Here is a 13,016-nt window from a genome sequence, read left to right as displayed (position 1 = left end):
GATCGCAATAATTATTTGGTATGCACGAAGAAATTGATTTCAAAGACAGAATATATTCATTGAACGAGTTCGAACTGTTACGATTAACAGTAGCGATTCGTCCTGGTGGGCTGCATAATGCACTATGAACTTCTCGTAAGGAGTAAGAGATGCAATCGGTACAGACTTGGCTTGAAAAATTCGTTGAACAAGCCGATCAGAAAATCTCACAATCAACTAAAGACTACCCAGAAACACTTCATGGACTTAAGGTGAAAGTAAGTTTCGGCTTTGGTAATTACAGTTCTGTTCCCTGGATTGCATTTCTAGCTGAGGGTCAAGAAGTGTCGCATGGTATCTATCCTGTCATACTTTATTATAAAGATTATGACGAACTTATACTTGCTTATGGGATAAGTGATACAAAGATACCACTACATCAATGGCACTTTAATTCTGATATACCAGTGACGATTAGAGAGTATTTACATACCAACCTTGGGATATACCCAAAGAAATATGGTCAATCTTACTATGCGTTCTCACAAAAAGTTTCCAATGGTATCGATTACGCAAAATTTGATGAAGAAATAGAACAAACAATAAATGTGTATAAAAAATTATTCTCCAGTTCCGAAACATTTCCCCATCCAGATCCTCACTCCAAAACTACGGTCAAAAAACCATATGATATAAACGATGCATTGAATGACCTCTTTATTCCTCAATCAACAATAGAAACGATTATTAAACGTTTGGTTGTGAAGAAAAATGTTATTCTGCAAGGTCCCCCCGGAGTAGGTAAGACCTTCGTAGCCCGCCGCCTGGCTTATCTGCTAATGGAAGAAAGGGATTCACACAGAGTTGGTATGGTCCAGTTTCATCCATCTTATAGTTATGAAGATTTCGTACAAGGTTATCGCCCAAATGGTGATAGCTTCCAACGAAAAGATGGAATTTTTTATAGTTTCTGTCAGCAGGCCCTGAAAGAACCAGATAAAAAACATGTTTTTATCATTGATGAAATAAATCGAGCGAATTTAAGCAAGGTTTTTGGCGAAGTCATGATGCTTATTGAACATGATAAGCGTAATGCGAACTGGGCAGTACCTCTTACCTACTCGGAAAACTACAGTGACCGATTTTATATACCTGCTAACGTCTATATTATTGGTTTAATGAATACAGCAGACCGTTCTCTGGCAGTCGTCGACTACGCTCTCCGCAGACGCTTTTCATTTATTGATATTGAACCCGGATTTGGAACAGAGCAATTTCGTAGTTTTTTACTGGATAACAAAGCCAAGCCTGGATTTGTCGAATCATTATGTTTCAAAATGATGCAGTTAAATAACGAAATCAGTAATGACTCAGAAATACTCGGGAAGGGTTACAGGATCGGGCACAGCTATTTTTGCAATGGTTTAGATGATGGCAATCAACCAGATGTTGAATGGTTCAGAACAATCGTTTTTTCAGATATAGCGCCGTTGCTTGAAGAGTATTGGTTTGATAACCCTGGTAAAAGACAAAACTGGCTCGATCTGTTACTTGAGGACATATAATGAATAAGCCAGCGATTCCAATACGTAACATCTATTATATGCTGACTTACGCATGGAATCATTTACAGGATGCTAAAATAGTTAACCTTGATGCGATACCGGCCAATAACTTACTAGATATACTCGGGCATGCTTTAAATAAATGTGTTCTTTATCTTTGTCGTCGGGGATTCGAGCTGAATTATCAGTCAAATACAGAGTTAATCACAGGAGTAAAAGGACGGGTGAATCTCACTCAAACACTCCGCAGTTTACATATGACACAAGGAAAAACAGTCAGTACTTTTGATGATTTAAATCCGGATACGCTTGCAAATAAAATCATTAAAAGTTCTCTGGCTGTATTAATCAAAAATGAAAATTTAAATAAAACCATCCGAGAAGAATCGCGCTCTATCCGAGCAAGAATGCCAGAAGTGAAAGAAATTAACCTCACTCCTCTTCACTTCAATAAAGTGAAAGTTAGGGCTAGTAGTCGTTACTACAAATTCGCAATCAGTTTATGCAAGTTTATTGCAGACAATTCGATAAGTAATCAAAACAATGGTAGTTATCGTTTTTATGATTTTGAACGTGACGAACGCAAAATGTCACTTCTTTATCAGGAATTTTTATATTGTTTTTGCATGCGAGAATTAAAAAATGCTAACGTTAAACGCTCATATTTGAAATGGGATGCATATAGCGACAGTGATAAAAGTTTATCTTTTCTACCGCGAATGGAAACAGACATAACGATAAGCAGTAATAACAAAACTTTAATCGTTGATGCAAAATATTATAAGAATATATTTTCCAGCCGTAACGAAACATCGAAGTTTCACTCGTCTAACCTATACCAGCTGATGAATTATTTATTGGCTTGTAAATCAACTCCAGCCCAAAAAATCAGTGGGTTGCTGATCTATCCTCATGTAACGAAGGCTGTAAAGCATCGTTATAATGTTAGCGGTTTCGATATCGGATTATGTACTATAAACTTGGATCAAGAATGGACACTGATTCATCAGGATTTACTGTCTATCTTTACCGAGTTTCTGGAATGAACAACCATGCTTAAATTAAGCATCAGGATATTAAGTTTCAATTTGAAAATATAATAAGTAAATTAAGCTGCACTATTATTTTTGGAAATGAGATTACCAGTAACACAACTCATACATCACTGGTAATCATTGCATTTAATTTACCCCGAGAGCCTTGTACACCGCATCTACAGGATCAGCATAAAAGCTTACCTGGAACTTGGTAAACAATTCAGTCGGTACGGTCGGGATATCAATAGCTGAAGCCATAGGGAGTAAAACTCTTTTCGCGCCGCTATCGAATGCAACCTGCAGACATGCAGCCAGATCCTGAACGGGATTCGTTACCCCTCCCAACGTCATACTGCCTAAAACGACCATTTGTTCCTGAACCGGTTTTGCCAGCAATATGGAACAGAACGCGATTAACGCGGCCAGACTGGTGGTTGTACTCGGCCCTGTGCTGTGCAGCTCCACTACATGAAGATGGTACTCATGTTCAGAGAATTTTGCCGCAGCACTGATACGACCTAAGTTACCTTTGAAGTAGTCAAAACCCACGCGGATCGCTTCTTTCGCTGCTGTATTCGACCCTAAACCTGATACCGCATGTTTGCCATTACCGGCAGTCATCTGCGTTTCAAAACGATAGAGGCCCGTCATACCTGAATCAGCTTGCGTGACCAGATGCACTACGCCAGGTTTCGGCATACCGGCAGGAATCAATTCACTGCCACCCTGCTCCGGTACGCTCACGAAGAACTCTTCCAGGCTCTCATTATCGATATAACTGAAGTTCACATCAAAGAATTCTAGGCCACCGAGTTTCTTAAGCTGCTCTTTAACGCGACGGCGGACCTCCAGTGCATAGGTCAGGCAAACCCGTACATCTTCTTTGTCGTAAGCGCCGTCTGGGTGCATTAGCTTCAACAAGCCGGATACCGTGCGGCGTACGGCAATCACGTCACGCTGATTGAGGTTATTTCCCAGCTTGAAGAATTTATCAATTGCATCGGAGAAGCTACGTTTACGCATCTCGCGCATATATTCAGCGAGGTAATCCGTAATCAAACCATAGCGATTGGTGAAAAACTCCGGACGCATCTTTGGAATTTCCCAACCAGGAATATAAGCATGGAAGCGGTCAAAAAATGCAGTATCAATCATCGCATCTGGAAACGGTGCAAGCAGATGACTGGTTTTGACCAGCGTGTCCACGCTCTGGTTAATGTTGCCGACAAACACCATGGAGGCTTTACCTTCGATGGAGTCACGACCACGAGAGAACGAACCTGACGCCATGTAGTCTTTCATGATCTGCACGCCATCTTTGTCTTTGAAAGTGATCCCTGCCACTTCGTCGAACGCGACGACGTCCCACATACCCACAAGACCAATCTGGCGGCTGGCCATGTTATAAAACAAGTTCGCTACCGTGGTTTGCCCGCCAGATACCAGCAGAGAGTTAGGGGAGCATTCTTTATAAACATGGCTCTTACCGGTACCACGTGGTCCAAGCTCACAGACGTTATAGTTGTTTTCCACAAAGGGAATCATGCGAGTAATCAGATGCCACTTGGTACGCTGTTCAATATTCGCAGGCTCCATCCCGACAGAACGTAACAGCACGTCAATCCACTGGTCACGATCAAACTGCTTGCGGGCCTCAAATACCTCGTCCATATCCATATTTGGCATCTGGATCGGCTTCAGTGTGAACAGCGAGAAAGGAGACGTTTTTTGTCCTTCTTCATAAAAGTAGTTCACGGTGATCATGCACCAGATGCCACCCGTCAACAGTTTCTCATTGTCTTTCACCATCTGAGACGGCACCAGGGCATCTTTAATACCGAGGTTAGAGAGTTGGGCTTCGTAAACGTCTTTCTTCTGGTTTAGCTTTACCGTGACCTTATCGATAATTTTGTAAGAACCACGCTCGCGAATCAGTGATTTCACTTTTTCTGCTTCATCCGGGCGGACGTAGTTATCAGAAAGAATACGCTTAACCGACTGTAGCCCCTGCTCGACAACCTCATCGTCATCGGAGGCACAGTACATACCGAGTAGATATTCCAGTACGTAAACCGGAACATTAGCCCCTTCTTTTAGTTGCTTAGTCAGATCCTTACGCACCACGCGACCGCGAAAGTGCTGATTCAACAATGAATCCAGGTCCTGAGCCAACGCAGAGGCCGTTTCCATGTTACTGGCTGAGTTATCCTGCTGTTGCATAACGCCTCACTTAAAAGAAGTCATCCTGAAATGCCAGGTCGATCGTGATCGGGTAGCGACCATACTCTGTTGCGCTGTCCGCATTCTCCAGGATCAGAACATATTTGTTTTTACGATTGAATGCCGTCCCCATGAGTTTCATGGTTACATCGCGGGTGCGTTTACCCATATCGTCGTTATCACTGTCGAAGCAAACCGTTTCCGTGCCGGAGACGACCTGGTTGTTTTCATCTACGACAAAAATATTGAGCGTGCGCGGCTCATTTAAATCATTCACTGCCGAAGTCTGAATAAAACCAACTTTATCAATGCTGTTAACCAGTTTGATCACCTGATCCCGCGCAACGACGGACACGGGCTGCCGCTGGGGTTGCTTCTCAGCCACTTTCTTTTCAAGCGCGCGAATCTTCAACACAGGAACACACACCTCCTGCAGCATGGCTCCGCCATGAACGAAACGCGCGCCCCCTACGAAGTGAAAACGCTGTACTCCTTTAGGTAACAGGAACTCACTCTCATCGCTTGCGCCTGCAGTATCAGCAAGTTTGCCGTGCCAGCAAAATTCACTTTCAGGCAGCTTATGACCCACAATAAAGCGTTTATTCGCTTCAATTGTGTCTTTGGCTTTGCTTTCCAGCTTCGTTTTATCCTGCTCCACCAGCGCCTGTTGCTGGAACAGGAACCCATGATCGGCGGTAACAAATATTCGGCTGGCATTAAATCGGCTACGCAGGCGTGAGACCAGATCTTTGAGCTCGGTAATAGCGCTTCGACAAGCCTCGAATGTTTTATCTTCGGTAGCCGCCTTATCACCCATGGCATCTATAGTGTCGTGCCAGATATAAACCACGGAAGCGTTGCGAATTTGCTCGTTAACTTCCTGGTTATTGGCGTTCTGCAAGTCCTTTGCTTTCAGCGCTACACCATTCACCTTCGCCAGAATAGCGGCGCGTTTATCGAACCCGGAAGTGGATATTCCATCGGCGTACACTACGCCAGAATTATCGGGAAGATAGCTCAACGACTCATGGGGTAACAGTGCGGCCATGCCCAGCTGAGTATAGCTTGGGAGCACTCCGGTCTGGGAGCGCAGCTCTGCACTGAAGTGCTTCTCATGGTTGATATGCCTGCCCAGCTCTTCCGCCACTTCATAGCGCAGTGCATCTGAGATCACGACAAAAACGCGTTTCACCTGAGAGGTGTCAAACTGACGTTTAACATTCTCTTTATAGAAATTGCGCTGCAGGGGTATGCCACTAAACTGCCATGTCTGCATGCGTTTTTCCGCTTCCAGCAGTTTGTTCCAGCCACGACTTAGCTCGGCCAGATACCAGTTGCTGTATAACTCTTCGATGAACTTATCCAGTTCATGCAGGATCATCGCCCCTTTGCTGTGCACTGGTGCGGCATATTCATTGAATAAACGATAGGTCTGATCGAAGCGATAAATTTCGTCGCAGTAGGCTTTCCAGAACGCGCCCGTATCGGGGAAATTAAACCCATCGGTGTAACGGTTACGCAAATTCAGCAAGTGTTCTGCCTGACGAATGGCATTCCAGATAGAGAGATACTCTGGACGTGTCTGGCTCCAGTATTTCGCACTGCGCTCTGAAACCAACGCTTTAAACGCGTCTCTGTCCAGAGTGGTGCTCTCTTCCTGCAGCTGGGTCACCAGACCACGGATAATAAGTTGTTCAATGGCCTCGAAGGTTTCACATTTTGCCAGGGCGTACGGTGAGCTGTAGTTGTAGTGCTCTTTTGGCTGCAGTGTTTGTTGCAAATCCTCTGCACAATAATCGTATTCTGCTTTATAGCGACGATCGTTGCGCCACGCCCCCATAAAGGCCAGTGAAGAGGCTCGTCCAGCCGCAGTTGCCAGCACATTTTTACTCAACCAGTCACGATGCGCTTCATCACCCTGCGCCCAGAGATCGGTACAGAACAGTTTCAGCAGCAGGTTTTCCAGTGAAGGAGATTCAAACTGGTACCCGAGCTCAACACGAAGAATCTCCCAGAGTACCTCATCCAGGCCAAGTTTCTTCAGTACGGCGAAGGTGTTCTCCAGCGCGCTGTCATCCTGCTGCCGTGCCGCGACAAATTGCTGAACCAAAGCAAATAGAATCTCTTTGGTTTCAAAGGTACTGGCTCCGACCACCACCGCAAGCATTTTCTTATCGAGAGAGTTTTCCGTTTCGCGCTCGGTAACCCATCCCTTCAGGATCTGAGTTCGCTTGACGGTAAAGAAGGCTTTGCGAAGTTGAATATGTTCGCGTAAACCAAGTTGCGGGATACCTAGCGAATTCAGGGTGATCGCCGCATAATCAGCGTGGAATTCGGTGCTATAGAGGCGAATATCCAGCAACCAGTCCTGCTCGAGAGCGGGAACCTCACTGGTGAAATAGAGTAAAAATTTTTGTTCAGGCTCGTCGATTTCGAGTCGTTTTTTTGTTGCTAGCACAGAAATGCCGCGCATATCCAGCAGCACAACGTTGTCGAGATCCAACTCATTGAGCGAATCAGTGAAACGTTGTTCTGGGTCGTGCCAGAAGACGATACGGTTGTCGGTAAACTTCTGACGAAGCCCGGATTCCAGTTCTTTAAATTGCATAATTAATTTTCTTCTACAGGCAAATTCATTTCATGCCATATAAAGTCAAGGTCAGTTGGCACCGGCATTTCCCTGAACCATACATCAACTGAAATCGCTTTCGTAATTGTAAGTAACTGCATGAATGCAGGGGTCACAACGGCTTTATAAAATTTTTTGCCGTGAACAATTTTGCGTAACTGTTCATCAACTGGCAAATCGCGGATTTCGGCCAGTTTGCTCTGGTATCTTTGTAACAGTACTGCAGGATCCAGATGTGCATGCCAACGTTCGCAATGCGCCAAAAACCCGGGCTCTGTAATCACCTGTTGAAGATCAAGAAGGTCTCGGTTAAATCCGAGCAATCGCAGTTCATCCCAAAGCGGGTTGATAATGGCCCATGCGGTACCAAACTGAATCCAACTTTCAAGATTTGCGGTAATCGATGACGTAATAGCCTCTATCGCCGCTGCGCTCTCTCCGGGGAGTTTGGCTCTTTGCTTGGGTGGCAGTCCAGGTAAAAGCTCACTTGGGACAACAAGATAGTTTTCGATACAGAATCTGGGTAAAACTAACAGGTTAGGCAATTGTTGTTGCCGTTGGCCCAACTGGGCATCATCCCACTCATCGCGATCAACAATGCCCAACCAAGTCGGTTGTTTTGACAAAATTTCTACCACATTACGTTTCCCGCCGACTTCGGCAAGAACCCAGTTGGTTTCCCATTGGGGATCAACTTTTTTTAAGAGCTGGGTAAAAACAAGTTCATCCGTTTTACCTTCAACGATCAACGCTCGTTTGCCTTCAGTGATTTTTGTCTCAAGGATGGTCTTGATATGCCACTCAAACTCCTTCATTGCTCATCATCCTTTTCAACAGAAAGAGGATAACGCAGCCCCAACGTTTCGTAGCGCTGCCAGACGTCGGTCGCATGGGAAGTCAAAATAAGCTGCCCCTGCTTTTTCTGGATAATGTTTTCCAGAGTCGCAAGCAGGGGGGAAACCAGCGAAGGGTGCAGATGCAGGTCCGGCTCGTCGATTAAAACGACACCGCCGGGCTGAAGCCAGCGTTGAACCATAAAGAGCATGATCAAGACCTGATGTTCACCAGAACTCAGTTCATCCAACGTATGAGTTTCACCGTTAGCAAGTTTGACCTGCTGACGCTGCCCTGGCTGAATCTCTTCTTCAATGACTTTTCCTGAGAAGAACTGATTCAGCGTTTTCATCATCTCTGGATACAGCTCAGGGAGCGTCGCTTTCATATTGAACAGCGAAGCTTCAAGCTGCCCTTTCCAGTCGGAGGTAGGGGTATAGGTTGCCAGCCAGCGCTGGCTAAGATCATCCTGTGCAAGTGAGGAAATATTCTTTTTAGGCGCAAGCCATCTGCGTGCCTCAGCATCCAGATAAATGACATTAGGGGATGAAACTCTCTCAGTGGTGATCACCATTTTTTGGTAGTAGTGACCCCATTTCTGGAACCAGGCATCTTCAAAAATCCTTAGCGTCAATTTACGCCCAGCACGACTTTCACCAATCCACTCAACATCTTTATAGGATTCAATTAATTCCTCAGACCATTCATCAGAGCCAAAAAATAGCCCCAAGCGAGATGGCGTTGTTGATGTGAAGTCATCTATAACAATCGCGACACCGTTCCATCGTTCTAACCATTTCCGGGATTCGTGAGATGATGGAAGCGGCTTGGATTGCTCTAGCCAGAACCCAAAAGCCCCCCAAAGCATCGCAATAGTGCGAAGCAGCGTCGATTTACCGCAGCCGTTCGGGCCGGTAAGGAGAACGTTTTCCTCTACCGCTCCCGTCCAGTTGTTTTTAAAGCTAATTTCCGCATTGCCCAATGGGCCAACACTCTGCGTATAAATCGCCGCTATTTTCATCAAATCTCCTCAGGTGCGCTACCGGTAATGGCTTTTACATCCGCCAGCAGATCGCCAAACTTGCCGTAGTTAACCTTAACGCCGTCATCCAGATCAATAGTGATACGTCTATCAGCATAGTGACGCAAGCGGTCATCGAAGCTACGCAGCTCGTTGAATTTCTTGGTCAGCCCATCCAGTTCTTTTTTCAGACGCGTGGTAGCAGCTCCCGATTCAGCACTCTTAAGCTGATCGTTTACCAGGTCGATATTGCCCTGGTAGCGCGCCAGCAGCGGAACTACGTATTCGGTACGCATACGCGACAATGTGCCTTCATTATAACGGTGCAGATACACCAGGCACTCAAATGCTTTCTCTTTACCAGAGCTGAACAGCCAGTAAATCGGGCGTTTTTTGTACATTTTCATATGATCTTTCCAGAACTGCGTGGAAAGATAGCGGCGGATAGTATCAAGTGAAGATTCGCCTTTTTTCGGCTTTATCGCGTACAAACAGAGACTTTCGGCGATAAAGTCGAGGTTTTCCTGCTGGTGTTCTTCCCCCCAGACGGTACGGACAAATTCTTTGATACGGGCGGTTACATCGTCGCCGAACCAGTCAGAATCCATTAACGGCAAGATGCCGTCTTCATCGGCAGGGAAGCTTTTGTAGACACCGTCTTCTGCAAGGTCAGAAAAGCCTTTGTTGCCTTCGTGGGCGTAGACCAGACCTTCACGATCGAGGGAGTAGCGACCCATCATGCAACCTATTGCATATGAGAGAAGATCAGATATAGTCTCGCCTTTAATTAATTCAGATTTTTCTTCAATCGAAAGGTCATTACCATATCGATAGGCAGCATTACAGAATAATGTTATTTCATCAAGAGAGACGTTATTATCAATTTCAGAAGAGAGGCTATACGCCGCTGCAAATAAATTATTATTTTCTTGTTCGAGATATCTCATTCTCTCACTACAGGACAACCAGTTTTCTTCGATTCTATCATATACATCTTTAAGTAGGGATGCATTGCCACCTTGTATTAATTGATGGCACATGAAATCGTAAGATATTTGAGTTGAGTCCCAGTCTTTCCTCGATAAAGAAATACATTCACGCCATATGTCTGTAGCGTCAGGCGCTATACATAGTGGAATTCTAGAAATATTACCAGCTTCAAAATTTAAAGTTTCGCTGAGGCATGATAAAAGATGAGCGAATACTTTTGAACTCAATAAACCCTGTACAAAAAGTGCTTTTTCGTGATCGCAAACAACTTTCATCCCTGCATCGCTAAAAATACTCCCAGCAGGTGAAAATCTTGATGAAAAGTTCCCCGATGTGACTTTGCTCCAGGTCACCCCAGGCTTAAAATATTCACCAGCATTTTTAGCTACAAAATCTGGATTTCCATTAAGATAAGGGTATTTAGAGTTAATACTGTCTTTTATTCTTTCTCCATCAAGCTCCCAATCGACTATGTATATATTATTCCCATACCATTTCCGATAGTCGCCACCTTTATCCATAGGGAACCAGCGTTTGCTAGAGTTAATGGCCTCTTCGCGTGAAGCCATATTAAAACCAATATTTCCGAAGGATACTTCAAACCAGAATCTAACAAAACGATTGTTATCGGTGGTTGCAAGACCTTGTCTCGCTTTTAACTCATGGCCTAAAAGTGAAAATTTTGAAAAAGACTTACGCGAACTTTCGCTTGCCCAATAAGCTAACGGCGCGCCAGGAATTATTCTGAAGTCATTCTGCTTAGTATTGTCAAAACAGTTTTTTCGTGCAAGCAAAGCGTTTTGTTTTTGCTCTTCACTGCCTTCAATTAAACGAAAAAATACAGGTTGGTAACTATCTGTACGAGAATTATTAATCACCCATGCAGTTGTCTGAACTACCTCTCCCGAAATTTGCCCAAAGGCTCTCGCCCCCAAATGCGCCATCGTAATAAAGGTTTTATTATCCAACAGCCAGCTACGAAGCGCTTCATAGCTCGACAGGAACATCCACGACTGCATATTCACTTGCGCATTAAAACCATTCTCTTTGAGCAAAGAAAACGCATGCTGCATAAACATCGCAAACAAATCTGACTTGCTGTCCGGGAATTGTTTTTTAGCAAACTCTTTCAGCTCGCCATTCATCCCTTTCCCGCCCATATATGGAGGGTTTGCCACCACAGCGTCATAGCGCTGTGCCAAGATCCACGCCTGCTGGATATACGGGAGCAGCTCCGCCGCTGCTTCCTTCTGCTGAATATCACCTTCAACCACCAGACGATACAGCCCATCCAGAAACGCTTTCAGCGCCGCTTCATCTTCATGTGAAACCTGAATCAGCGATCCCAACGTTTTTGCGCTGGTAAACAATGCCAGCGTTCGCATCAGCAGCTTATATTCCGCGCTGTCGGTATTGGTCAGTGCCGCCCCTTCTGCAAACATATCTCCCATGCTGCCGCGCTGCACCTGTTGATGGAAGTTCAGCTTGGTCCAGAGCTCAGCGACATCCAGCTTACTTTCCTGCAGGGAAACGATATTCAGGCGAACGCCACGGCCTGGACTCAGAATGCGGCGATCGTCCTGGCGGGCCAGCATCAGCATTGCAAAACCAGACAGCTGTGCGGCACGGTCGTCGATATCGAGGCCGAAGATATTGTTTTCCAGAATCAGCTGCGGAATATCACGGGTACGATAGCCGCGCTCTTCGTAAATGGCCTTCAGTACGTTATAGGCTTCAGTCAGGATATGCCCGGAGCCGCAGGCCGGATCCAGCACTTTAATGCTTTCAGGCTCAATGCTGGATGGGGTGATAGCTGCCAACTGTGCCCGCACTTCCGGCGTTTGCTCTGCTGGCTCAATGTAGTACGGCATTTTGCCTTTCAGGCTCGAGTCCGGGTAGGTTTGCAGCCACTGGCGACCCACCGAGTTCTGCACCAGGTACTGCACAATCCAGTTCGGGGTAAACAGCTGAGTGGCGGCGGGAATATCTTCGCTCTTCACCACCTTGCCGATCACATCATCTTTTTTCTCGGAAATATAAAACTGATACAGCCAGCCAATCACTTCGACCTGTTCCCAGTCCTCCTCAGGAATAATATCTACCAGCCCACGCAGAATGGAGTCGGTGCGAGTCAGGTTATCCGGCAGTACCAGTTCGATATCATCATTGACCGCTTCGAACAGGAAAGGCATTGCACCGTGCAATGCATGGCACTGGGCCAGCAGCAGTTCGCGGTACAGTTCTTCGTCACGATCGCCCGCCAGCTTCATCTCCACCAGGCGTGCTTTGTCCAGCTCCAGAGCATCAGCCACTTCCGGCACATGATCCAGAACCTCAAAACCGCCTTGCAGCGTCGGGTGAGACAGCATACGGAAACCGTGATCAAGATAGCCATGCAGCTCCATATAGCGAATAGCGCAAAAGCGGTTAAACCAGGTGTAAGCGATGTGCTCCACCAGCACGTCGTAGCCCTGCTTTTCTGCACGCTTGACCAGACGCTCACGGCGTGACACCAGTGCTTTATCCAGCGAGAACTGACCATAACGCACCTGGTCGCCAAGATCGGTTGCTTGCGCAATTTGCAGGTTGCCCTTTTTATCGGCCTCAATACCCAGCGTGGTCAGTTTTTGCATGACCGCATCGCGGAATTGTTTACGTGCCACCGGGGCGTATTTTTTGATATTTGACGTATTCATGTGAAGTCCTGAAAAGGGCAGACAACGTCTGCCCTGAAAATGGGG

Annotated in this window: 7 protein-coding genes; 2 read left to right on the top strand and 5 right to left on the bottom strand. The window is 45.8% G+C overall.

The features are described from left to right. Window positions 1–149 precede the first annotated feature (149 nt). Both BFV67_RS02575 and mcrC read left to right on the top strand, forming a co-directional pair. Complete coding sequence (locus BFV67_RS02575; RefSeq protein ID WP_069597819.1) at window positions 150–1,544, top strand: MrcB family domain-containing protein; 1,395 nt, start codon at window positions 150–152, stop codon at window positions 1,542–1,544. Continuing rightward, window positions 1,544–2,590 carry a 5-methylcytosine-specific restriction endonuclease system specificity protein McrC gene (gene mcrC / locus BFV67_RS02570; protein WP_069597818.1) on the top strand — a complete coding sequence of 349 codons (1,047 nt, stop codon included), beginning with the start codon at window positions 1,544–1,546 and terminating at the stop codon, window positions 2,588–2,590. The genes BFV67_RS02575 and mcrC overlap by 1 nt, the downstream gene beginning before the upstream one ends. 135 nt (window positions 2,591–2,725) lie before the next feature. Here the strand turns inward: mcrC and brxL are convergent, their stop codons facing one another. The 5 genes from brxL to pglX are packed head-to-tail and all read right to left on the bottom strand — an operon-like array spanning window position 2,726 to window position 12,971. Next, window positions 2,726–4,801: a protease Lon-related BREX system protein BrxL gene (gene brxL, locus BFV67_RS02565; protein WP_069597817.1), complete on the bottom strand. Its 2,076-nt coding sequence runs from the start codon at window positions 4,799–4,801 to the stop codon at window positions 2,726–2,728. A 10-nt stretch (window positions 4,802–4,811) separates the two neighbouring features. Beyond that, a complete protein-coding gene (gene pglZ, locus BFV67_RS02560) occupies window positions 4,812–7,409 on the bottom strand; it encodes a BREX-1 system phosphatase PglZ type A (protein WP_069597816.1) in 2,598 nt (865 codons plus the stop codon). Window positions 7,410–7,411: 2 nt separating this feature from the next. Beyond that, a complete protein-coding gene (locus tag BFV67_RS02555; protein ID WP_069597815.1) occupies window positions 7,412–8,245 on the bottom strand; it encodes a DUF4435 domain-containing protein in 834 nt (277 codons plus the stop codon). Next, a complete protein-coding gene (locus tag BFV67_RS02550) occupies window positions 8,242–9,285 on the bottom strand; it encodes an AAA family ATPase (RefSeq protein ID WP_069597814.1) in 1,044 nt (347 codons plus the stop codon). Before BFV67_RS02550 ends, BFV67_RS02555 begins: the two co-directional genes overlap by 4 nt. Next, window positions 9,285–12,971, bottom strand: coding sequence for a BREX-1 system adenine-specific DNA-methyltransferase PglX (gene pglX, locus BFV67_RS02545; protein ID WP_069597813.1), 3,687 nt, complete (start codon window positions 12,969–12,971; stop codon window positions 9,285–9,287). Before pglX ends, BFV67_RS02550 begins: the two co-directional genes overlap by 1 nt. Window positions 12,972–13,016: the final 45 nt, after the last annotated feature.

The organism is Enterobacter roggenkampii (genome assembly GCF_001729805.1).
GTDB lineage: Bacteria > Pseudomonadota > Gammaproteobacteria > Enterobacterales > Enterobacteriaceae > Enterobacter > Enterobacter roggenkampii.
This window is presented reverse-complemented; position numbering and strand designations above follow the sequence as displayed.